General features: G+C 64.1%; 18 protein-coding genes and 1 pseudogene. 12 read left to right on the forward strand and 7 right to left on the reverse strand.

Annotated elements, in window-relative coordinates; all coding sequences use genetic code 11:
- Window positions 1-34 precede the first annotated feature (34 nt).
- On the forward strand, window positions 35-1,030 hold the full coding sequence (locus tag AC5V87_RS17940; RefSeq protein WP_495371718.1) for a Bug family tripartite tricarboxylate transporter substrate binding protein: 996 nt from the start codon (window positions 35-37) through the stop codon (window positions 1,028-1,030).
- 416 nt (window positions 1,031-1,446) lie between these two features.
- On the opposite strand, the gene AC5V87_RS17945 is transcribed toward AC5V87_RS17940, so the two are convergent.
- From AC5V87_RS17945 to AC5V87_RS17955, 3 genes and pseudogenes are all read right to left on the reverse strand, one after another.
- Entirely contained in the window at window positions 1,447-1,722 is a 276-nt protein-coding gene (locus AC5V87_RS17945) for a DUF3303 domain-containing protein (RefSeq protein ID WP_018319867.1), read from the reverse strand.
- A gap of 186 nt (window positions 1,723-1,908) precedes the next feature.
- Window positions 1,909-2,340, reverse strand: coding sequence for a YybH family protein (locus tag AC5V87_RS17950; protein ID WP_495371719.1), 432 nt, complete (start codon window positions 2,338-2,340; stop codon window positions 1,909-1,911).
- Between the two features lie 1,307 nt (window positions 2,341-3,647).
- Window positions 3,648-4,821: pseudogene (locus AC5V87_RS17955) on the reverse strand (patatin-like phospholipase family protein).
- Between the two features lie 224 nt (window positions 4,822-5,045).
- On the opposite strand from AC5V87_RS17955, the gene AC5V87_RS17960 reads away from it, so the two are divergent.
- From AC5V87_RS17960 to AC5V87_RS17970, 3 genes are all read left to right on the forward strand, one after another.
- Window positions 5,046-5,825 carry an acetoacetate decarboxylase gene (locus AC5V87_RS17960; RefSeq protein ID WP_456838927.1) on the forward strand — a complete coding sequence of 260 codons (780 nt, stop codon included), beginning with the start codon at window positions 5,046-5,048 and terminating at the stop codon, window positions 5,823-5,825.
- Between the two features lie 116 nt (window positions 5,826-5,941).
- Window positions 5,942-6,961, forward strand: coding sequence for a transporter (locus tag AC5V87_RS17965; protein WP_456838926.1), 1,020 nt, complete (start codon window positions 5,942-5,944; stop codon window positions 6,959-6,961).
- A 6-nt stretch (window positions 6,962-6,967) separates the two neighbouring features.
- Window positions 6,968-8,365, forward strand: a complete 1,398-nt coding sequence (locus AC5V87_RS17970; protein WP_495371720.1) for a carbohydrate porin — start codon at window positions 6,968-6,970, stop codon at window positions 8,363-8,365.
- Between the two features lie 97 nt (window positions 8,366-8,462).
- Here AC5V87_RS17970 and AC5V87_RS17975 read toward each other — a convergent pair whose 3' ends face one another.
- From AC5V87_RS17975 to AC5V87_RS17985, 3 genes are all read right to left on the reverse strand, one after another.
- A complete protein-coding gene (locus tag AC5V87_RS17975; protein ID WP_495371721.1) occupies window positions 8,463-9,758 on the reverse strand; it encodes an MFS transporter in 1,296 nt (431 codons plus the stop codon).
- Window positions 9,759-9,986: 228 nt separating this feature from the next.
- A complete protein-coding gene (locus AC5V87_RS17980; RefSeq protein ID WP_495371722.1) occupies window positions 9,987-11,183 on the reverse strand; it encodes an acetyl-CoA C-acyltransferase in 1,197 nt (398 codons plus the stop codon).
- A gap of 277 nt (window positions 11,184-11,460) precedes the next feature.
- A complete protein-coding gene (locus tag AC5V87_RS17985; RefSeq protein WP_495371723.1) occupies window positions 11,461-12,231 on the reverse strand; it encodes an enoyl-CoA hydratase in 771 nt (256 codons plus the stop codon).
- Window positions 12,232-12,384: 153 nt separating this feature from the next.
- Here AC5V87_RS17985 and AC5V87_RS17990 point away from each other — a divergent pair, with 153 nt between their 5' ends.
- Both AC5V87_RS17990 and AC5V87_RS17995 read left to right on the forward strand, forming a co-directional pair.
- Window positions 12,385-12,912 carry a PaaI family thioesterase gene (locus AC5V87_RS17990; protein ID WP_456838921.1) on the forward strand — a complete coding sequence of 176 codons (528 nt, stop codon included), beginning with the start codon at window positions 12,385-12,387 and terminating at the stop codon, window positions 12,910-12,912.
- 70 nt (window positions 12,913-12,982) lie between these two features.
- Window positions 12,983-13,600, forward strand: coding sequence for a TetR/AcrR family transcriptional regulator (locus tag AC5V87_RS17995; protein WP_495371724.1), 618 nt, complete (start codon window positions 12,983-12,985; stop codon window positions 13,598-13,600).
- 116 nt (window positions 13,601-13,716) lie between these two features.
- Here AC5V87_RS17995 and AC5V87_RS18000 read toward each other — a convergent pair whose 3' ends face one another.
- Window positions 13,717-14,625, reverse strand: a complete 909-nt coding sequence (locus AC5V87_RS18000; protein WP_495371725.1) for a LysR family transcriptional regulator — start codon at window positions 14,623-14,625, stop codon at window positions 13,717-13,719.
- 102 nt (window positions 14,626-14,727) lie between these two features.
- Between AC5V87_RS18000 and AC5V87_RS18005 the strand changes: the two genes are divergently transcribed.
- The 6 genes from AC5V87_RS18005 (at window position 14,728) to AC5V87_RS18030 (ending at window position 21,665) form a co-directional block, all read left to right on the forward strand.
- Window positions 14,728-16,224: a CoA-acylating methylmalonate-semialdehyde dehydrogenase gene (locus AC5V87_RS18005; protein ID WP_407112707.1), complete on the forward strand. Its 1,497-nt coding sequence runs from the start codon at window positions 14,728-14,730 to the stop codon at window positions 16,222-16,224.
- 120 nt (window positions 16,225-16,344) lie between these two features.
- Window positions 16,345-17,490, forward strand: coding sequence for an isobutyryl-CoA dehydrogenase (locus AC5V87_RS18010; protein ID WP_456838918.1), 1,146 nt, complete (start codon window positions 16,345-16,347; stop codon window positions 17,488-17,490).
- Entirely contained in the window at window positions 17,487-18,554 is a 1,068-nt protein-coding gene (locus AC5V87_RS18015) for an enoyl-CoA hydratase/isomerase family protein (protein ID WP_456838917.1), read from the forward strand. The genes AC5V87_RS18010 and AC5V87_RS18015 overlap by 4 nt, the downstream gene beginning before the upstream one ends.
- Window positions 18,555-18,579: 25 nt before the next feature.
- The gene (mmsB, locus tag AC5V87_RS18020; RefSeq protein WP_495371726.1) at window positions 18,580-19,470 is read left to right on the forward strand and encodes a 3-hydroxyisobutyrate dehydrogenase; all 891 of its coding nucleotides are present in this window, start codon (window positions 18,580-18,582) and stop codon (window positions 19,468-19,470) included.
- Complete coding sequence (locus AC5V87_RS18025; RefSeq protein WP_495371727.1) at window positions 19,470-21,185, forward strand: AMP-binding protein; 1,716 nt, start codon at window positions 19,470-19,472, stop codon at window positions 21,183-21,185. Before mmsB ends, AC5V87_RS18025 begins: the two co-directional genes overlap by 1 nt.
- Window positions 21,186-21,665, forward strand: a complete 480-nt coding sequence (locus tag AC5V87_RS18030; RefSeq protein ID WP_495371728.1) for a MaoC family dehydratase — start codon at window positions 21,186-21,188, stop codon at window positions 21,663-21,665. It begins immediately after the preceding gene.
- Window positions 21,666-21,748 lie beyond the last annotated feature (83 nt).

Consider the following 21,748-nt stretch of genomic DNA (forward strand, 5'->3'; position numbering starts at 1 on the left):
CGAGCCACCATCTGCAACAGGGAGGAAAGGGATCATGATGTCCCGCATGCTGCTTCGTTGGAAGGTGAGTATTCCGGCAGCCGCGAGCGCGCTTCTTGGGCTGGTGACGATGGTTGAGCCCGCACGGGCGCAATCCTATCCGGCGCGAACGATCACGATGCTGGTCGGCTATTCCGCGGGAGGACAGGCCGATGCGCTCGCGCGGATCATCGGCAAGCAGCTCGGCGACACCTTCAAGATCTCCGTCGTCATCGAGAACAAGACCGGCGCCAACGGCATGATCGCCGCGCAGGCAGCGGCGCGGGCGGAGCCGGACGGATACACGGTGCTGATGGTGACGGATGCAATGCTCACGATCGATCCGCACCTTGCCACCAGCAACCATTTCGACCTGTCGAAGGCGATGGAGCCCGTCGTCAGCGTCGCCTGGTCGCCCCTGTTGCTGTGCGCGGCGAAGGATGTGCCGGCCAATTCCGTCGCCGAGCTCGTCGCTTTCGGCAAGCAGAAGCCGCAGGCGCTGAGCTTTGGCAGCTCCGGCGCGTCGACGCCGCATCGCCTCGCCGGCGAGATGCTGCAGAAATCCGGTGGATTCACCATGACCCACATTCCCTACAAGGGGACGGCGGCCTCGGTGAGCGACCTCCTTGCGGGGCAGATACCGCTGATCTTCGGCGCGCCGACGGCCGTGGAGCCGCTGGCGACCGCCGGCCAGATCAAGCTGCTCGCTGTCACGTCGGAGCAGCGCTATCCGCTGCTGCCGGACGTGCCGGCCATCAGCGAGACGTATCCCGGCTTCAAGATCATCAGCTATATCGGGCTGATGCTGCCGAAGCAGACGCCGGCGCCGGTGGTCGCGGCTCTGAACAAGGAGATCAACGCGATCCTTGCGACCGAGACGATGCGCACCTGGCTCGACAAGCAGGGCATGGTCGCCATGGGCGGCACCCAGGATGACTTCAAGCGTCAGATCGACCTCGACTACAAGGCGCGGGGCGAGCTTGTCCGCGCGCTCGGCATCACAGGCGAATGAGGTACCTCGAACGAGGTAGGCTGAATTCCCTCTTGAAGTACTTGACCGGGCGCCCCTTGCATTGCGGATGGGTGAAATCGATCCGATCCGCGATCGCCATACGCGTCACAAGCAACCAAAGCACGCTGACGAGGATGACGGCATACGCGTTTTTCGTGGCCTGCTGATCGGCGGGGCGGTGAGCCTGTTACTCTGGTTATGCATCGCAGTTGCATTCACAATAATCGTCAAGGGTCATCTACTTCCCCGAGGGGAGCGGACGAGCATCCCCAAGTGAGCGGCGAAGGGCGCGACGAACGCCCCGGACTCACAGCTGGTTGCGAAGGAGCGCTATCCATCAGCGCCGGGCGCGCATGTCACTGCCGCCGGTTTCGGCGGCGACAGCGACTTGTGTATCGATGATCGACGCTTGATCGTCACCGTTTGGGGAGCGACGCCATCACTTCGCCCGCGTCTCCGTCCTCGAGGCAAGGCGTAACGGTCAAGGGGAGCAGGTCAGACCATTGCGCGAGCCAACGATACATGGCTTTGGGATCGCTCGATTCAGAGATCGCAAATCCCTGTCCATTCATGCCATGCCAACGACCCAGCATCTTGACGCCCTCGGGTGGCGCGCCACCGGTCTCCAGAAAGCGGGCGACGGCTGCGTTGAAGGTGCCTTGGGGTACGCTCCAGGTGGTTATGAATTTCATGCGATTCTCCCATCACTAGAATTATCGGATGAATGTCGCGGCTGTGCCGCATACGCACGATAGCGCCGGCGTCTCGAATGACAACGGCGAATGAACGGGTGCGTCGGTTTGAGCGAACGCGCATCCTCGGGCACGGCCGCGATCCTTCCCTTCCGGCGCAGAGCGGACCTGCAAACCGTAAGACGGTTATTTGCCATCGTTCCAGATGTCGGTGGCGAGCTTCCAGTCGTCTCCGACTTTCTCCCACACGACGACATATTTGCCGGTGACGTCCTGCGGTGCCGATCCCTTGGTCTTCAGGACGAACGTGCCGATCTCGCGTGCCGCGGAAGGGCCAAGCGGTTTGACATCCACCGTCGTGAGCTTCGGATCGGTCACTTGTTCAGCCATGCCCTTCCACATTGCTTCGATGGCTGTTCGGCCCTGCACCATCGCGGAGCCGGGCGGGAATGCGACCGCGTCGGCGCTGTAGAGGGACGCAATCCCGGCAAAATCGCCCTTGTTGAACAGTTCGATCCATTTCGCATTGTTCGCTTCAATCTCGGCCTTCTGGGCCAAAGCCGGCGCGCTCAACGCGATCACGACTGCCATCACCGACGCTATGTTGCGCATGATCATCTCCAGACCCAATGTAGGACGCGGCTGCAGGGCAGCCGCCTGTCTCGAAGCGGATGCGTTGAATGACACATCCCAGACCGGGTCAGGCGCAACAGCAATTCCGGGGAATTTCCGTCAGCGCCATTGACGATGCTGCGCGAGAATGGAGTCACAACCGAAAAGGCAACGCTCAGGCTCAACCGTCTATTCGGGCTAAACCATACCCGTCCAGCCAGAGCGGCGTGCGGCAGCCTGAGGGTAGCGCATCGTGACCTCCAGCGCGGACGAGATGGTCTGGAGATGATCGTCCAAGGCGTGGCGGTTGTCCGCGCTCCCTGAGGGAGCGGACGGAGGAAGCCGCCCCCCAGAAGATCGGTATTTTCCCGGCTTGATTGTGCATCGCAACCGCTGGTAGGCCGTTCCTGACTGAGGGCTTACTTGATGCGATTGTTTACTTGGTGGCGCGACCGGAAGTATCCGGACGCCGAATTGACTTGGCACGAATGCGCGCCGCCGATCATTCCGCAACGGACTGTTGATGGCGGATGGACGTCGTCACAGTTGTACCCTGGCAAAACATGGCGGCGCCGAGGCATGGGCGGAAGGTGGGAGTACCGCCAGGATCCGCAGGCCCCCGAAGATATGGGGCGCGATCAATGGTAGGAGGCATGAGCCGGCGCGAGAAGATCGCGCTGTCGCTTATCTCGATAGTCGCACTGAGCCTAGTTGCCATTCTGATCGCGTCTGGCGGTTAGAGGCCCGGGCATCCTCCGACTACAAGGATGTTGAGGGACCAACGAGAAGGAGTGCACGCGGCACGCCGCCGCCAGCGGTGAGGGCGCCGATGCCGTCCTTCAACTCGGTCCTGTTCTGATGCCAAGCAGACAACGTTGTTCGTTCTGAAGTTCGTGCTGATCGGCCGTAGACCGAGCGAACCCGCAGCGGGGTTGAAGTAACACCACAGCTCATACTGCGAGCCAGCCAGCGCCGTGAAGGCAGCGCGGGCTGGTGTCGTCGTTCTGATTTCCAACACCCCCAAAGGAGAGTGGAATCGATAAGCTCGGCGCAGCATCGCTGGCCGCTGGCGTTCAACTCAGCTTACCGATTGTGCCGCAGGCGCGTGACTTGATTGACGGCGCAACGTGTGCATAGAAGCCTCGACACGAGCGTCCCGCGCAGTCCTGCGATGATGCCATTATGCCGGTGTGTTGCCCGACGTGTCAAACCCGCGTGCGCAACGTGCAAATCATTGATCCGCCATGCCCGGCTACTGTGCATGGGGTTGTTTTCGAATTTTTGTTTGGAGCGCCTCGTACGAAGCGCGCTCGTCACGCGCTCTCCGTCTCCCGATGCACGTCGTGCACGACGAGGCCCATGCCTTCCTCGGGCATCTTGATCCAGTCGCGGCGCTTCAGCGTGCGCTTGGTGTCCTCGTAGCCGCTTGTCCAGTGCTCGCGCATCGAGGTGCCCGAGAACTCGTGATCCTTGGCATCGCCCTCATAGGCCTTCTGCTGGTAGATCAGATGCAGGATCGCGATCTCCGGCATGTTGCGCAGGCTCGCCTTGAGCTTGCGCTCCTCCTCGGACAGCTGCTCCTCCGGCAGCTTCGCGAGCGCCTTGTAGAGCAGGACCTTGAGATTGTGGGTGCGACGGTAGACGTCGGTGTTGTGGCGCGTGCGCGAGGAATACATGATGTCCTTGTGGCGGGCCATCACGTCCTGGATCGAGCGCGGCAGCACGCCGCGGGCGCTGAACAGGTCGACCTGGAACACCAGCGAGTTGAGCGCGTCCTCCTGGTCGAGCAGATGCTGCAGCGGCGTGTTGGAGACGATGCCGCCATCCCAGAAATGATCGGTGCCGATCCGCACCATCGGCAGCGCCGGGGGCAGCGCGCCGGAGGCCATGATGTGCTCCGGCTCGATCTCGTCATGGGCGTTGTCGAAATAGATGAAGTTGCCGGAGAGCACGTTGACCGCGCCGACCGCGAAGCGGACCTTCTTCTCGTTGAGGAGGTCGAAGTCGACGAGCTCGAGCAGGCTCTCCTTCAGCGGCATCGTGTCGTAATAGCTGGTGGCGGTCCTGGCGCCGACCGGGCTGAACCAGGGATTGATCTGGTGCGGGGTGAAGAAGCCCGGCTGGCCCTCGCCGACGTCATCCAGGCGCTGGTGAGATTGCGCCACTGCCGGAAGAGTCGCCATCCGGCGTGTAGTGCCAGATCTTGCGGCTGGTGATGCGCTCCCAGAAGATGCGCAGCGCCTCCAGCCGCTTCTCCGGCTTGTTGCCGGCGATGATGGCGGAGTTGATCGCGCCGATCGAAACACCGCAGACCCAATCGGGCTCGATGCCCGCCTCGTGCAGCGCCTGGTAGACGCCGGCCTGGTAGGCGCCGAGCGCACCGCCGCCTTGCAACACCAGCGCGACGCGGTCGCAACGCTCGGGCCGCCAGCCGCACGAAGGGGGCTGATGGGTCGAATGTGTCGGATGCGACGTGCGGGCGTCCATGGCGATGCCTCCTGCCTCTCCCAAACGATTGCGTCCGGTGGTGACGGTGTGATGACAATTGCGGCGCCGATGCATCGCCCGCATGCACGGTGGCCGCAGCGGGAATGGCGGCGGGTCGCCCGGCTGACGGAAATCCTTCACATCGCAGTCAATGACGGCGGCTAGCAATTTGCATAAAGCCCGTGAGCCGGACGAGCGTCAGAGGCATCACACAGGAGATCAGGATGCGCAGGGAAGACGTGCTGAGACTTCCGTCCATGCCGGCTGCAGGACCGAGCTATCCGGCCGGACCCTATCGTTTCGTCAACCGCGAATTCCTGGTCATCACCTACGAGACCGATCCGGACCTGATCCGCGCCGGCCTGCCTGAGCCGCTCGAGCCGATCGACCAGCCGATCGTGCATTACGAATGGATCAAGATGCCGGATTCCTCCGGCTTCGGCAGCTACACTGAATCTGGTCTCGTCATCCCCGCGCGTCTCAACGGCGAGGAGGTCAACTTCGTCTCGCAGATGTATCTGGACGACGATCCGCCGATCGCGGCCGGACGCGAGATCTGGGGCTTTCCCAAGAAGTACGCCCATCCCAAGCTCGAGATCGTCAAGGACACGCTGACGGGCACGTTGGAATATGCCGGCCAGCTCGTCGCCATGGGCACCATGGGCTACAAGCACGAGAGCATGGCCGGCAACGGCGATCTCACCCGCGCCACGCTGTCGAAGACGCAAGTTAATCTGAAGATGATCCCCGGCGTCGACGGGCGGCTCGAAGTCTGTCAGCTCGTTGCCATCAACCTGATCGACATCGTGCCGAAGGGCTCGTGGATCGGGCCGGGCCGGCTGCATCTGGTGCCGCACGTCAACGCACCGGTTGCCGACTTCCCGGTTCGCCGTTGTCTCGGCGCGCACCATTACATCGCCGACCTGACGCTGCCGTTCGGCCGCGTCGTCCACGACTACGTCAGGGAAGCTGAAGCCGCCGCGACGGGGCTCGCCGCCGAGTAGGCCGGCCTGTTATCATCAAACTGTAACAAAGCCGTAATTGAGTACGCGCGTGGGTCTGGAAGATGCCGTCAGCCATGCTCCGGAGTGGGACTATCTGTTGACGGTTGGGGTTGGCCATGGCTGAGCCGGCGAAGCTTGTCAGCGCGATAGAGAACACCGAGCCCGCCATTCCCGGGCTGGTCTGGGCGTTTCGCCTGCATGCCGACGGCAGCGCCGAGGCGCTTCCGATCGACCAGCCGATCGAGTTCACTCATGATGGCCGGCTGTGGCTGCACTTCAATTTGACAGATGGTCGCGTGCGGCCGTGGATCGCGGCATCGCCGCTGCCGCCGCTCGCGCGCGAGCTGCTGCTGTCGAACGACACGTTCCAGCAGCTTCACGTCATCGACCATTGCGTCTACGGCGTGTTCTCCGATCTCGTGCGCGAGATCGACCGCGTGACGGAGGAAACCGCGTTCCTGCGCTTTGCCATGACCGAGCATTTGCTCGTCAGTGGCCGCCATCAGGCGCTGTGCTCGGCGGACGCCACGCGCCGCGTACTCGAAGGCGGCTACCGCGTCGACAATGTCGCCCATCTCCTGGAAAAGATCGTCGACGAGGTCGCCGACACGCTCGACCGGATGGCCGATAAGCTCGGCCAGGAGATCGACGACATCGAGGAGCGCATTCTCGCCGACGAGGCCAAGCCCGAGATGCGCCGCAATCTCGGCCGACTGCGCCGGACCTGCGTCAGGCTGCATCGCCAGCTCACGGGCCTGCGCGTGCTGTTCCATCGCCTCGATCAGAAGAACACCGACCACCTCGCGCCCGCCCTGCGTATCCATGCCGGCAAGCTCGCGCAGCGGCTCGACGGCCTCGACCACGACATCGTCGAGCTGCGCGAACGCAGCCGCCTGCTCGAGGAGGAGCTGCGCTTCAAGAACGAGGAAGAGAGCAATCGCCACCTCCACACGCTCTCGATCGTCACCTCGCTATTGCTGCCGCCGACGCTGATCACCGGCATCTTCGGCATGAACACCAAGGGCCTGCCGCTGACCGATGTCGACGAGGGCTTCATCTGGGCGGCTGCGATGATGATCTGCTCGGTCGGTGCGGCCTATCTGTTCATGCGGCGAACGGGCATCTTCAAAAGATAGCCTGCCGTGATCGGGACTGCCCACAGACTGCTGCTGCAAAGCGCCGCCGCCATCGCGCTCGCTCTGGCGAGCACGGATGCATTCGCCGGTGCCAAGGACGAGAGCGCGGCCGAATGGCTGTTTCCGAAATGGTTCAACGCGTGGCATGACGGCCTCGCCGACAAGGGACTGAACTTCGGCGCGACCTATATCGCGGATAACATCGCCAACGTCTCCGGCGGCGCGAAGCGCGGCGCCATCCAATTCGGCCGCCTCGACCTGTCGGTCGATGCCGATCTCGACAGGCTGGTCGGCTGGACCGGCGGCCGCTTCTACGCCAATGCCTTCGTGATCTACGGCCAGGGGCTCTCGCGCAACTACGTGATCAATCTCGCCACCATCAGCGAGATCGAGGCGCTGCCTGACCAGCGGCTCTACAACGCCTATTTCGAGCAGAGTTTTTTCAACGACCGCCTCAACATCAGGGCCGGTCAGCAGGCCGCCGACGTCGAGTTCTTCGACAGCGAGACCGACGATCTCTTCATCAACGGCACCTTCGGCTGGCCGGCGATCAAGGCGTCAAACCTTCCGGCCGGCGGCCCGGCGCCGCCGATTGCGGTGCCCGGCATTCGCGTCAAGGCCACGCTGTCGGACCAGATCACGCTGTTCGGTGCCGTGTTCAACGGCGATCCGTCGGGCCCGGGCGATCAGGATCCCCAGCTGCGCGACCATCATGGCCTCGCATTCCGCGTCAACGATCAGCCCTGGGTGATCGGCCAAGTGCGCTTCAACTACGATATCAATATCGGCGGCCGGCCGCTCGCCGGCAATTTCACGCCCGGCGCCTGGAAGCATTATGGCTCGTTCGACAGCCAGCGTTTTACCGCGGTGGGCCAATCGATCGCCGACCCCGATGGCAGCGGCATTGCGGCCAAGCTTCATGGCAATTACGGAATCTTCGCCGTCGTCGAGCAGGTGCTCTACCGCCCGCCGGAGGTCAAGGAAAACAGCACCTCGGCCTCGCTCCACGGTATCACCGCGTTTGGCCGCATCGCCTACAGCCCGCCGGACCGCAATTTGATCGATCTTTATCTGGACGGCGGTATCGGTTTCGTCGGCTTCACGCCAGGCCGTCCGCTCGACCGATTCGGCGTGGCGATGGCCTACATGCGGATCTCGAACACCGCGCGCAATCTCGATCTCGACACCAATTTCTATACCGGCGTGCAGGGGCCGGTGCGCAGCAACGAGACCTTGCTCGAGATGATCTACGAGGCGCATATCAGGCCGGGCTGGCTGATTGCCCCTTACTTCCAGTATGTGTGGCGTCCCTCCGGCGGCATCCCGAATCCGAACGACCCGACCGGCGTGTCGCGGATCGGTGACGCCGCAGTGTTCGGCGTCACCACCACGATCAGGTACTAAAGCATGATCCGGAAAAGTGCGCAGCGGTTTTCCGAAAAGATCATGCTCAAATAATAACCTAAAGCGCGATGACGATTCATCCTGATCTCATCGCGCTTTAAGCCATCGCAGGTTTCGGTTGCGGCTTCGGCTGCCGCGACAGCGCGAGCACGATCAGCGCGGCGAACACGCAGAGCGCGCCGGCGATGAAGAATGCGGGCAGATAGCTCTGATAGACCGTCCGCGAGAAACCGGCGCCGAATGCGGCGGTGCCGGCGCCGAGCTGGTGGCCGGCAAAGATCCAGCCGAACACGAGATTGGCGCGTTCGGGTCCGAACTTCTGCGCGGTGAGACGCACCGTCGGCGGCACCGTCGCGATCCAGTCCAGCCCGTAGAACATCGCGAAGATCGAGAGGCCGTAGAACGAGAAGTCGCTGAAGGGCAGGAAGATCAGCGAGAGGCCGCGCAGGCCGTAATACCAGAACAGCAGATAGCGGTTGTCGTAGCGGTCCGAGAGCCAGCCCGACATGATGGTGCCGAAGAAATCGAAGATGCCCATCGCGGCGAGCAGGCTTGCGGCCTGCACCTGCGGAATGCCGAAATCGAGGCACATCGGGATCAGGTGCACCTGAACGAGGCCATTGGTGGAGGCGCCGCAGACGAAGAAGGTCGCAAACAGGATCCAGAATGCAGTTGATTTCGAGGCGTCGCGCAGCGTGCCGAGCGCAACGCCCGTGATCGAGCCGTGGTTGACCGGCGGAGGGGGCAGGGGCTGGGTGCCTTCGTCGCCGAATGGGCGTAAGCCCACATCGCTCGGCCGGTCGCGCATGGCGAGCAGCACCGCGAGGGCGGACACGCCGAGGGCGATGCAGACGAAGCCGAGCGCAAGCCGCCACCCGTAGCGTTCGGTGAGGCTTGCGAGCAGCGGCAGGAACACGAGCTGTCCGGTGGCGACGCTCGCGGTCATGATGCCGACGACGAGGCCGCGACGCGCCGCGAACCAGCGCGTGGCAATGGTGGCGCCCAGCACCAGCGCGGTCATGCCGGTGCCGATGCCGATCACGACGCCCCACAGGGCGATCAGCTGCCAGACCTGAGTCATGCCGAGCGAGGCGACCAGCGCCGAGACCACGATGAGCTGCGCCGCCAGCGTGACGTTGCGCAGGCCGTAGCGGTTGAGCAGCGCAGCCGCGAACGGCGCCATCAACCCGAACAGGATGAAGCGAATCGACAGCGCGGAGGAGATCTCCGCCGTGCTCCAGCCAAACTCCTTCTGAAGCGGGACGATGAACACGCCGGGCGCACCGACCGTGCCGGCGCTGATCAGCGCGGTGAGGAAGGTGACGCCGACCATCACCCAGCCGTAGTGGATATTGCGGCGGCCGAGTGCCGCCGCGAGCCAGTTCGAGATCATTGGGCCTCAATCTTGGTTGGCAGGTCTTGGAGACCTGCGTCAGCGTTGCAGTCTGGCACGGAAGAGGGAAGTCTGAAATGACGGACTTCCCTTAATTCAGGACATCGGAGATTCAGGACATCCGGCGTTAGAGTATGATCCGGAAAACTGCGCAGCGGGTTTCCGAAAAGATCATGCTCAAAAAACAGCCTAAAGCGCGATGACGATTCATCCTGATCTCAGCGGGCTTTAGTGCGTCACCCGCTCCACCGCGATCGCGGTGGCTTCGCCGCCGCCGATGCAGAGCGCCGCGACACCGCGCTTGAGATTGTTGGCCTCGAGCGCATGCAGCAGCGTCACGATCAGCCGCGCACCGGTCGCACCGATGGGATGGCCGAGCGCGCACGCGCCGCCGTTGATATTGAGCTTCTCGCGGGGGATGCCGAGGTCGCGCTGCGCCGCCATCGCCACCACGGCGAAGGCTTCGTTGATCTCGAACAGGTCGACCTCACCGGCGCTCCAGCCGACCTTGTCGAGCAGCTTGCGGATTGCGGGGATCGGCGCCGTGGTGAACCATTGCGGCTCCTGGCTGTGAGTGGCATGGCCTTTGATCTCGGCGATGGCAGGCAAACCGTTACGATCCGCCAGCGAGCGCTTCGTCAGCACGAGGGCTGCGGCGCCGTCAGCATTCGCGGACGATGCAGCCGGCGTGATGGTGCCGTTGGCGCGGAACGCCGGCTTCAGCCCGGGGATCTTGGCGGGGTCGACCTTCAGCGGATGCTCGTCAATTGCGACGATGCGTGGGCCGGCCTTCTCGGTCAGCGTGATCGGCGCGATCTCGGGCTTGAACGCGCCGCCCTCGACCGCTTTGCGGGCGCGGCTGAGCGTCTCTATCGCATAGGCGTCCTGGTCCTTGCGAGTGAACTGGTAGGCTTCCGCGGTGGCCTCGCCGAAATCGCCCATGGAGCGGCCCGTCTCGTAGGCGTCCTCGAGGCCGTCCATCATCATGTGGTCGATGATGCGGTCGTGGCCGGCGCGATAGCCGCCGCGCGCCTTCGCGAGCAGATAGGGCGCGTTGCTCATGCTCTCCATGCCGCCGGAGACGACGATCTCGGCCGAGCCGGCACGGATGATGTCGTGCGCCAGCATGGTCGCCTTCATGCCGGAGCCGCAGACCTTGTTGACCGTGGTGGCGCCGGTGGCATCGGGCAGACCGGCGCAACGTGCAGCCTGCCGCGCCGGCGCCTGGCCTTGTCCTGCCGGCAGCACGCAGCCCATGAAAACCTCGTCGACCTTCTCCGGCGCAAGCTTGGCGCGCTCCAGTGCGGCGCCGATCACATGCGAGCCGAGCTTGTGCGCGGGAAGCGGCGACAGCTCGCCCATGAAGCGGCCGAGTGGGGTGCGCGCGGCGGAGACGATGACGACGGGATCGGCGGCTTCGGCCATGACAAAACTCCCTGGCGGTGATGACTAAGATTATGATCATCATATGATGCAGCGCAAAAAATGCAACCGCGCAAGGGATGAGAAAATGTCGTGGGTCGGATGAGATTTGTTGGGGCGGCGACTTGCTCGTGCGTGTCCCGGACGCGGCGCAATATGCAACGGTGCGACGCAGAGCTGGGACCAGATTCGCGCCGGCCTTGTTGGTGCATGGGCCCCGGCTCAGCAGCGCACCGCAAAGGTGCGCTGCGCTGCGTCCGGGGCACCGAAAAACTGGGTCCTACCGCTTCCGGTTGACAAACGCGCCCATCAACCGCGTCGGCTCGTCCGTGAGGAACGACTCGCCGAACACTTTGACGCTCAAGTTCACCGACTCCGTCAGCGGTAGCTCCTCCCATTGCTGCAGTAGCGCCTTTTGCGAGCGCAGCGCTTCGGGGCCGCATTCGAGCAGGGCCTGGACCAGATGCTCGACTTCAGCGTCCAGGCCGCCTTCCGGCGCGACCTTGTCGATCAGTCCCCAGGCCAGCGCCGTGGGGGCGTCGATGTTCTCAGCCGTCATCACCAGCCAGCGGGCGCGGGCCCAGCCGATCAGGCGCGGCAACAGCGCGGCATGGATCACCGAGGGGATGCCGACGCGCACCTCCGGCATGCCGAAATGCGCGTCCTGCGCGGCGATCCGGAAGTCGCAGGCGGCGGCGACCTCGAGTCCGCCGCCAAGGCACCAGCCGGGCATCCGCGCGATCACGGGGGTGGGGAACCGGCGCACGGCTTCGCAGAGATCGCGGAGGCGGCTGATGAAGGCTTCGGCCGATCTCTGGTCGAGCTTGGCCATCTCCTTGATGTCGGCGCCGCCGATCATGCTCTTCTCGCTCTGGCCGCGCAGCACCAGGACGCGGATGCTGCGATCGGAGGAGAGCTGCTGCAGACCCTCGCGTACCGCGTCGGTCACGGGCGAACTCAGAATATTGAGCGAGCCGGCCTTGCAGATCGCGACATGAACGACACCGCGCGCATCGCGCGTCACGCCGCAGTGATTGTTGAGCATTTCCATCCTGGCATCCCGAAGTTTCGTGGACAGGCGCACGGCGCGCGCGTCGGCATCACTTCCGGGCCGAAACGGCCAGCTTGTCAAGCAGGCAGGGGCAGAGTTGCCAGTGCGAAGTCCGTAGCGTAGTATGATGCATATCATTCAAAGAGGCGGTCCATGAACGAATCTGAGCAACTCGACCTGTTTTCGCCCACGCAGCGACGCGAGCGCGTGGTGGACTGGCAGATGCCGGCGCCGGTTGCGAAAGTGGCCATGGGGTTGTCGGGCATGGAGGCCATGCTCGGCATCCGCGACGGCCGGCTGCCGCCGCCGCCCTTCGCAAAACTGATCGGCTTCGTCATGGCCGTGGTCGAGCCGGGGCGGGTCGTCATGGAATTGGAGCCGCGCGAGGATCTCGAAAATACCATCGGCCTCCTGCATGGCGCGACGGCGGCGGCGCTGATCGACACCGCCATGGGCTGCGCCATTTCGACACGGCTGGAGGCCGGCCAATCGTCCGTGACCCTCGACCTGAAAATGACGTTCCTGCGCCCGCTGTCGGTGCGGTCCGGGCTGATCTCGGCCGAAGGCAAGATCATCAAGCTGGGCCGCCAGACCAGCTACACCGAGGGTTATGTGCGCGACGGCAAGGGCGCTCTCGCAGTCCATGCAACTGCAACCTTTTCGATGATCGGCAATGTCTAAATACGAATTAATGCACCGCCTGGTTGATTTCTGTGTTATGAGATGATCTCCGACATTCAATGAGACCCGCATGCGCTATTCCCGGGAACACAAGCAGGAAACCCACGACCGGATCGTGAAGAAGGCCTCGGTGCGGCTGCGCGAGAAGGGCGCGCATGGTATCGGCGTCGCCGACCTCATGAAGGAGGCGGGCCTGACCCATGGCGGCTTCTATGCGCATTTCGACTCGCGCGAGGCGCTGGTGATCGAGGCCTTCGCCTACGCCATGGACCGCTCGATGGAGCATTGGCGCAAGCAGTCCGATCAGGTCGCGCCGGAGAAGCAACTGGCCCAGATCGTCGAGACCTATCTCTCCGCGTTGCATCGCGACAATCCCGGCCATGGCTGCTCGATTCCCGCGCTCGGCGCCGAGATCGCCCGCGAGAGCCCGAAGACGCGAAAAGCCTTCGCCGGCAAGCTCGACGAGATGATCGAGATGATGACCGGCTATATCCCGAACCAGCCGCGCAAGGCCGCGCGCAAGCAGGCGATCGCGACGCTGGCGACGATGGCGGGCACCATGCTGCTGGCGCGCATCGCCGGCACCAGCGAGCTGTCGGATGAGGTGCTGAAAGCGGGCAAGGACAGCGCGCTTGAAGGCGCGAAGCGCGAGCCGAAGGTGACGGCGGCGAAGAAGGCGAAGCAGTAGCGAGATGCCGTAGGGTGGGCAAAGGCGCTCTTGCGCCGTGCCCACGCTCTTTCCATGGTTGCAAAGATGTGGTGGGCAGGCTTCGCTTTGCCCACCTACGGGATTACGGGACCGTGCTACCGCCCCGCGAACAGCCCCCGCTCGCGTTCCACGATCTCGCCGATGTAATCCGCCACCGCCCTGATCCGCGCGAGATCCTTGCTGTCCGCGTGCATCAGCATCCAGAACGTCCGGGTGATCGAGATCTCCTCCGGCAGCACGGCCATAAGCTGCGGATAATCGCTCGCCATGAAGTGCGGCAGCACCGCGATGCCGAAGCCGGCGAGGGTGGCGTTGAGCTGCGCGATCAGGTTGGCGCTGCGGAAGCGCGCGGAAATCCGCGGCGACACCTGCGGCAGATAATCGAGCTCCGGTGTGAACAGCAGTTCCTCGATGTAGCCGACGAAGCGGTGCTGCGGCAGGTCCTGCCGCGAGGCGATTTTCGGGAAGCGGTCGAGATAGGCGGGTGCGGCGTAAAGCCCGAGGCGGTAGTCCAGCAGCTTGCGGCCGACGATGCGGCCTTCCTTCGGCATGGTCAGGCTGATCGCGATATCGGCCTCGCGCTTGGAGAGGCTGAACAGCCGTGCGGTGGCTACAAGTTGCAGATCGAGGTCGGGATAGCGGTCGGCGAAGGGCGCCAGCCGCGGCGCCAGGAAGGCGGTGCCGAAGCCGTCGGGCGCGCCGATCCGCACCGTGCCGGTCAGCCGCGCCACGGACCCGCCGACCTGCTCCTGATTGGCGACAATAGTGGATTCCATTGCTTCCGCGCTGTCGGCGACGCGCTGGCCGGCCTCGGTCAGGAGATAGCCGGTCTTGCGCCGGTCAAACAGTTTTGCCGAAAGATGCTTCTCCAGCCGGTCGACGCGGCGGATCACCGTGGCATGGTCGACGCCGAGCTGTTTTGCCGCAGCCGCCACCGAGCCGCCCCGCACGATGGCTAGCACGAAGCGAAAGTCGTCCCAGTCGATGCTACCTTGATCCAGCATTTTCGCACATCTATGGTGCAATATCTCAGACTTGAATCCTATAAAATGCAGGTCAATAGGATTTGTCAAAGCGACCGCGCTCGGCCTGAAGGAGATCATTCCATGCGTTCAATCGGACATTTCATCGGTGGCAAGGAGGTCAAGGGTACCTCGGGCCGCACCGCCGACGTCTTCGAGCCGATGACCGGTGACGTCCAGGCCAAGGTCGCACTGGCGTCCAAGGCCGAGGTCCGCGCCGCCGTCGAGAACGCGCGTGCCGCGCAGCCCGAGTGGGCGGCGACCAACCCGCAGCGCCGCGCCCGCGTGATGATGAAATTCCTGGAGCTGATCCAGCGGGACTACGACAAGCTCGCCGAGCTGCTGGCGCGTGAGCACGGCAAAACCGTGCCGGACGCGAAGGGCGACATCCAGCGCGGCCTCGAGGTGGTCGAGTTCGCCTGCGGCATCCCGCATCTGATGAAGGGCGAGTACACGGAAGGAGCAGGCCCCGGCATTGACATCTACTCAATGCGCCAGCCGCTCGGCGTCGTGGCCGGCATCACGCCGTTCAACTTCCCGGCCATGATCCCGATGTGGAAGTTCGCGCCCGCGATCGCCTGCGGCAACGCCTTCATCCTCAAGCCGTCGGAGCGCGATCCCGGCGTGCCGATGAAGCTCGCCGAGTTGATGATCGAGGCGGGCCTGCCGGCCGGCATCCTCAACGTCGTCAACGGCGACAAGGAAGCGGTCGACGCCATCCTCGACGATCCCGATATCAAGGCCGTCGGCTTCGTCGGCTCGACACCGATCGCGCAGTACATCTATGAGCGCGCCGCGCAAACCGGCAAGCGCTGCCAGTGCTTCGGCGGCGCCAAGAACCACGCCATCGTGATGCCCGACGCCGATATGGACCAGGCCGTGGACGCGCTGATCGGCGCCGGCTACGGCTCGGCCGGCGAGCGCTGCATGGCGGTCTCCGTCGCGGTGCCCGTCGGCAAGTCCACCGCCGACCGCCTGATGGAAAAGCTGATCCCGCGCGTCGAATCCTTGAAGATCGGTACCTCGATCGATCCGTCGGCCGATTACGGTCCGCTGGTGACGCGCGAGGCGGTCGAGAAGGTCAAGAGCTACATCGACATCGGCATCAAGGAGGGCGCGACGCTTGCCGTCGACGGCCGCGGCTTCAAGATGCAGGGCTACGAGAACGGTTTCTATCTCGGCGGCTCGCTGTTCGACAACGTCACCAAAGACATGCGGATCTACAAGGAAGAGATCTTTGGCCCGGTGCTCTCGGTGGTGCGCGCGCATGACTACAAGGAAGCGCTGGCGCTGCCGTCCGACCATGACTACGGCAACGGCGTTGCCATCTTCACGCGCGACGGCGACGCAGCGCGCGACTTCGCGGCCAAGGTCAACGTCGGCATGGTCGGCATCAACGTGCCGATCCCGGTGCCGATTGCCTATTACACCTTCGGCGGCTGGAAGAAGTCCGGCTTCGGCGATCTCAACCAGCACGGTCCGGACTCGGTCCGCTTCTACACCAAAACCAAGACGGTGACCTCGCGCTGGCCGTCCGGCGTCAAGGAAGGCGCGGAGTTCTCGATCCCGCTGATGAAGTAATCCTCGGCCGTCATTGCGAGGAGCGTAGCGACGAAGCAATCCAGAGTCTTTCCGCGGAGACAGCCTGGATTTGCTTCGCTGCGCTCGCCATGACGATGGAGTGAAAGGGTAGGCCGCAGCATGCAGTTCGCTCTGAACGAGGATCAGGTCGCGGTTCGCGAGATGGCGTTGGCGTTTGCGGCGGAGAAGATCGCGCCGCACGCGCTGCGCTGGGACGAAGAGAAGCACTTCCCCGTCGACGTGATGCGCGAGGCAGCAAGCCTCGGTATGGGCGGCATCTACATCCGCGACGATGTCGGCGGCTCTGCCATGACGCGGTTCGACGCGGCGCTGATCTTCGAGGCGCTGGCGACGGGCTGCCCGACCACCTCGGCCTTCATCTCCATCCACAACATGGCGTCCTGGATGATCGATGCCTTCGGCAGCGACACCCAGCGCCATCAATGGCTGCCGAAGCTCTGCACCATGGAGCTGATCGCGAGCTACTGCCTGACCGAGCCGGGCGCCGGCTCCGATGCGGCAGCGCTCCGTACGCGCGCCGTGCGCGATGGCGATCACTACGTCCTCAATGGCCAGAAGCAGTTCATCTCAGGCGCTGGCGGTACCGACCTTTTGGTCGCCATGGTCCGCACCGGCGGCGATGGTCCCGGCGGCATCTCGACGCTTGTGATCGATGGCAAGACGCCGGGCGTCTCGTTCGGCGCCAATGAGCGCAAGATGGGCTGGAACGCGCAGCCGACCCGCGCCGTGATGTTCGAGAACGCCCGCGTGCCGGTCGCCAATCGGCTCAGCGAAGAGGGTGTCGGCTTCAAGATCGCGATGGCCGGGCTCGACGGCGGCCGCCTCAACATCACGGCCTGCTCGCTTGGCGGCGCCCAGACTGCGCTCGACAAGGCGCGCGCCTACATGAAAGAGCGCAAGGCGTTTGGCAAGCGCCTCGACGAATTCCAGGCCTTGCAATTCCGCCTTGCCGACATGGCGATCGAGCTCGAGGCTGCGCGCACCTTTTTATGGCGCGCCGCTGCGGCGCTCGACCGCAGGGACCCCGACGCCACCATGCTGTGCGCGATGGCCAAGCGCTTCGGCACCGATGTCGGTTTCGAGGTCGCCAATCACGCGTTGCAGCTTCACGGGGGCTACGGCTATCTCAGTGAATACGGTATCGAGAAGATCGTGCGCGATCTGCGCGTGCACCAGATCCTCGAGGGCACCAATGAAATCATGCGGCTCATCGTGGCGCGCAAACTGATCGAGGGCGCGCGATGAGTTCGGTGGAAGAGAGTGATCTCGTCGCCCGCGTCGAGGGCGCGGCCGGTATCGTCAGGCTCAACCGCCCGAAAGCCATTAACGCCGTGACGCTGGAGATGTTTCGCGACATCGACAAGGCGCTCGACCGTTTCGAGGCGGATCCCGCCATTGCCGTGATCTTGCTGGAGGGCTCTGGCGAGCGCGGCCTGTGCGCCGGCGGTGACATTCGCGCCCTCTGGGAGAGCTCGAAGGTCAATGGAGACCTCGGCAAGATCCTCTGGCGTGAGGAATATATCCTCAATGCCCGCATCAAGAAGTTTCCCAAGCCCTATGTCGCGTTCATGGACGGCATCGTGATGGGCGGTGGCGTCGGACTTTCCGCTCATGCCAGCCACCGCATCGTCACCGATCGCACCAAGCTCGCGATGCCCGAGGTCGGGCTCGGCTTTTTCCCCGATGTCGGCGGCACCTGGCTGCTGTCGCGCTCGCCCGGCGAGATCGGCACCTATTTTGGCTTGACCGGCCAGACCATGAACGGGCCCGATGCGATCCACGCGAAGTTCGCGGATGCCGTGGTGCCGGCCGCCAAATGGCCGGAGCTGCGCGAGGCGCTGACCAAGGTTCGCCCTGGCGTGACTGCGGCCGAGGTCACCAAGCTCATCAACGGTTTTGCGACAGGCGAGACCGCAGGGCCGGTCGCCGCCAAAGAGCCTGTCATCGACGCCTTGTTCGGCTTCGACCGCATGGAAGACATCTTCGCGGCGCTCAAGCGCGACGGCTCGGAGTTCGCGCTCGCAACGCTGAAGACGCTCAACGAGAAATCGCCGCGCGGCATGGTGGTGACGCTCAAACTGCTGCGGCTCGCGCGTACTGCCTCAAGCCTGGAGGAGTGCCTGGTGCGCGAATATCGCGCCGCATGCGAAGTCTTCCGCAGCGACGATTTCCGCGAGGGCGTGCGCGCCGCCGTGATCGACAAGGACCGCAACCCGACCTGGTCGCCGCCGCGGATCGAGGATGTCACGCCAGAGATGCTGGCGCCGTATCTTGCCGAGATCGGTGCCGACGAGCTGAAATTCAATTAACAACGTTCAAGCGGAGGAAACGACAATGGCCACGATCGCATTCATCGGTCTCGGCAACATGGGCGGCCCGATGGCGGCCAACCTCGTCAAGGGGGGCCACAAGGTCGTGGCGTTCGACCTGGTCGAGGCCTCCCGCAACCAGGCCAGGGTCGACGGTGCCAGTATTGCCGACAGCGCGGCTAACGCGGTGAGGGGCGCCGACGTCGTCGTCACCATGCTTCCCGCCGGCAAGCACGTGCTCGGCGTCTGGAACGAGGTCGTTCCTGTCATGGCCAAGGGCGCGCTGATCATCGACAGCTCCACCATCGACGTCGAAAGCGCGCGGCAGGCGCATGCGCTGGCGGCGAAGAACGGCGTGCTCTCGGTCGATGCACCGGTGTCCGGCGGCACCGGCGGCGCCAAGGGTGCGACGCTCACCTTCATGTGCGGCGGCGAGGAGGGCGCGTTCGCGGCGGCCAAGCCGGTGCTGGAGAAGATGGGCAAGAAGATCGTCCATTGCGGCGGGGCCGGCGCCGGGCAGGCGGCGAAAATCTGCAACAACATGATCCTCGGCATTTCCATGATCGCGGTGAGCGAGGCCTTTGCGCTCGGCGAAAAGCTCGGCCTCTCGCACCAGGCGCTGTTCGACGTCGCCTCGACCTCGTCGGGTCAGTGCTGGTCGCTGACGACCTATTGCCCGGTACCGGGCCCGGTGCCGACCTCGCCGGCGAACAACGACTACAAGCCGGGCTTTGCCTCGGCGCTGATGGTGAAGGATCTGACCCTGGCACAGGACGCGGCGAAGGCCGCGGGCGCGGCGACGCCGCTCGGCAAGCACGCGCAGGAGATCTATCAGTCTTTCGACGCAGCCGGCCATGGTGGGGTGGATTTTTCCGGAATTATCAAGCACGTTAGGGGGCTGGCCGGGAAAGCTTAATGACGACATTTCAGGAAGCGCGCGCGTTTCTGCTTCATCACCGCACGGACTACGAGACAGCGGTCAAAGATTTCCGCTGGCCTGATCCGGTTCCGTTCAACTGGGCGCTCGACTGGTTCGACGAGCTCGCGAAGGATGCGGACGCCAAGGACCGGCCCGCGCTCTGGATTGTCGATACCGCGCAGGACAAGCAGACAAAGCTATCCTTCGCGGCGCTTTCGCAGCGCTCCAACCAGGTCGCAAATTTCCTCCGCGCGCAAGGCTTGAGCCGCGGCGATCATCTCCTGCTGCTGCTCGGCAATGTGGTTCCGCTGTGGGAGACGATGCTGGCGGCGATCAAGCTCGGCGTCGTCGTGATTCCCGCGACCACGCTGCTGACCGCCGAGGAACTGCGCGACCGGCTCGATCGCGGCAAGGCCAAGGCGGTGGTGGCGGCCGAAGACCAGGTTGCGAAATTCGCGAGCCTTGGTGCCGAGAACATCGTCCGTATCGTGGTCGGCGCTGCCTCGGATGGCTGGCTTGCCTATGACGAGGCGGCGAGGGCGCCCGCGAGTTTTACGGCTGACGGTCCGACCAATGCCGACGACCCGATGCTGCTGTATTTCACCTCGGGCACCACGGCAAAACCAAAACTCGTCCGACACAGCCAGCGCAGCTATCCGGTTGGGCATTTGTCGACCATGTATTGGATCGGGCTCAAGCCTGGTGACATCCATCTCAACATCTCGTCGCCCGGTTGGGCCAAGCACGCCTGGAGCTGTTTCTTCGCGCCATGGAATGCGGGCGCGACCGTGTTCGTGGTCAACCAGCCGCGCTTTGATGCAAAAGGCCTGCTCGCCACGATCGGCCGCTGCGGCGTGACGACGCTGTGCGCGCCACCGACGGTGTGGCGATTGTTCATCCAGGAGAACCTGGCCTCGTTCAACGTTGCGCTGCGCGAAGTCTGTGGCGCCGGCGAGCCGCTCAATCCCGAAGTGATCGACCAGGTGCAGGCCGCCTGGGGCCTCACCATCCGTGACGGCTACGGCCAGACCGAGACCACCGCGCTCGCCGGCAACCCGCCGGGGCAGAAGATCAAGGTCGGCTCGATGGGCCGGCCGCTGCCGGGCTATCGCGTGCAGGTCAGCGATGCCGACGGCCATCCGGCGAAAGAGGGCGAGGTGGCGCTGCTGCTCGGCGCGGACCGCCCCGCCGGTCTGATGCAGGGCTATCAGGGCGACGACGGAAAACTGTCCGGCGCCGAAGGCGAACTCTATCGCAGCGGCGACGTCGTCTTCGCAGACGAGGACGGCTATCTCACCTTCGTCGGCCGCTCCGACGACGTGTTCAAATCCTCCGACTACCGCATCAGCCCGTTCGAGCTGGAGAGCGTGCTGCTTGAGCACGAGCTCGTTGCGGAAGCCGCGGTGGTGCCGAGCCCGGATCCGATCCGGCTCGCGATCCCCAAGGCCTTCGTGCTGCTGACGTCGGGCGCGGAGCGGACACCGGAGACGGCGCTCTCGATCTTCAAGCACCTGCACACGCGCCTTGCGCCGTTCAAGCGCATCCGCCGGCTCGAGATCGTTACCGAGCTGCCGAAGACGATCTCTGGCAAAATCCGCCGTGTGCAGCTACGACGGCTTGAGCGCGATGATGATCGGGGCGATCCGCTGCGCGGCCGGGAATTCCGCGAGGAGGATTTTCCCGAGCTGCCGAAAATACGGAGTGAGAGCTAAGTGAACGAAGTCTGGAAGAAGCCGCCGATTCCCCTTGAGGCCTATCAGGCCATGGTCGGCAAGGAGATCGGCGTATCGTCATGGCACCTGGTCGATCAAGCCCGCATCGACACCTATGCCGACGTGATCGAGGATCACCAGTTCATCCATGTCGATCCGGAGCGCGCCAAAAAGGAGACCGCGTTCGGCACCACCATCGCACACGGTTTCCTGACGATGTCGCTGCTCTCGATCATGTCCTACGAGGTGATGCCCGTGATGGCGGGCACCACGATGGGCGTGAATTACGGCTTCGACAGGCTGCGCTTCATCTCGCCGGTCCGTTCGGGCAAGCGCGTCCGCGGCCGTTTCGTGCTGGCGGAAGCCAAGCTGCGCAAGCCAGGCGAGTTGCAGTCCCGCACCAACGTGACGGTCGAGATCGAAGGCGAGGACAAGCCCGCGCTGGTCGCCGACTGGCTCGGCCTGATCTATTTCGCCTAAGGCAGCCCGTGATGGCCGGGCTTGACCTGGCCATCCATCGCTGCTCAAAAGCCCCTCAATTTTGATACATGGCCGGGTCAAGC

The sequence above is a fragment of the Bradyrhizobium sp. SOJA106 genome (assembly GCF_059448745.1).

Coding starts and splice junctions, on each gene's coding strand:
- AC5V87_RS17940 (WP_495371718.1), top strand. CDS start 35: ATGATGTCCCGCATGCTGCTTCGTTGGAAGGTGAGTATTCCGGCAGCC.
- AC5V87_RS17945 (WP_018319867.1), bottom strand. CDS start 1,722: ATGAAATTCATAACCACCTGGAGCGTACCCCAAGGCACCTTCAACGCA.
- AC5V87_RS17950 (WP_495371719.1), bottom strand. CDS start 2,340: ATGATCATGCGCAACATAGCGTCGGTGATGGCAGTCGTGATCGCGTTG.
- AC5V87_RS17960 (WP_456838927.1), top strand. CDS start 5,046: ATGCGCAGGGAAGACGTGCTGAGACTTCCGTCCATGCCGGCTGCAGGA.
- AC5V87_RS17965 (WP_456838926.1), top strand. CDS start 5,942: ATGGCTGAGCCGGCGAAGCTTGTCAGCGCGATAGAGAACACCGAGCCC.
- AC5V87_RS17975 (WP_495371721.1), bottom strand. CDS start 9,758: ATGATCTCGAACTGGCTCGCGGCGGCACTCGGCCGCCGCAATATCCAC.
- AC5V87_RS17980 (WP_495371722.1), bottom strand. CDS start 11,183: ATGGCCGAAGCCGCCGATCCCGTCGTCATCGTCTCCGCCGCGCGCACC.
- AC5V87_RS17985 (WP_495371723.1), bottom strand. CDS start 12,231: ATGGAAATGCTCAACAATCACTGCGGCGTGACGCGCGATGCGCGCGGT.
- AC5V87_RS17990 (WP_456838921.1), top strand. CDS start 12,385: ATGAACGAATCTGAGCAACTCGACCTGTTTTCGCCCACGCAGCGACGC.
- AC5V87_RS17995 (WP_495371724.1), top strand. CDS start 12,983: ATGCGCTATTCCCGGGAACACAAGCAGGAAACCCACGACCGGATCGTG.
- AC5V87_RS18000 (WP_495371725.1), bottom strand. CDS start 14,625: ATGCTGGATCAAGGTAGCATCGACTGGGACGACTTTCGCTTCGTGCTA.
- AC5V87_RS18005 (WP_407112707.1), top strand. CDS start 14,728: ATGCGTTCAATCGGACATTTCATCGGTGGCAAGGAGGTCAAGGGTACC.
- AC5V87_RS18010 (WP_456838918.1), top strand. CDS start 16,345: ATGCAGTTCGCTCTGAACGAGGATCAGGTCGCGGTTCGCGAGATGGCG.
- AC5V87_RS18015 (WP_456838917.1), top strand. CDS start 17,487: ATGAGTTCGGTGGAAGAGAGTGATCTCGTCGCCCGCGTCGAGGGCGCG.
- mmsB (WP_495371726.1), top strand. CDS start 18,580: ATGGCCACGATCGCATTCATCGGTCTCGGCAACATGGGCGGCCCGATG.
- AC5V87_RS18025 (WP_495371727.1), top strand. CDS start 19,470: ATGACGACATTTCAGGAAGCGCGCGCGTTTCTGCTTCATCACCGCACG.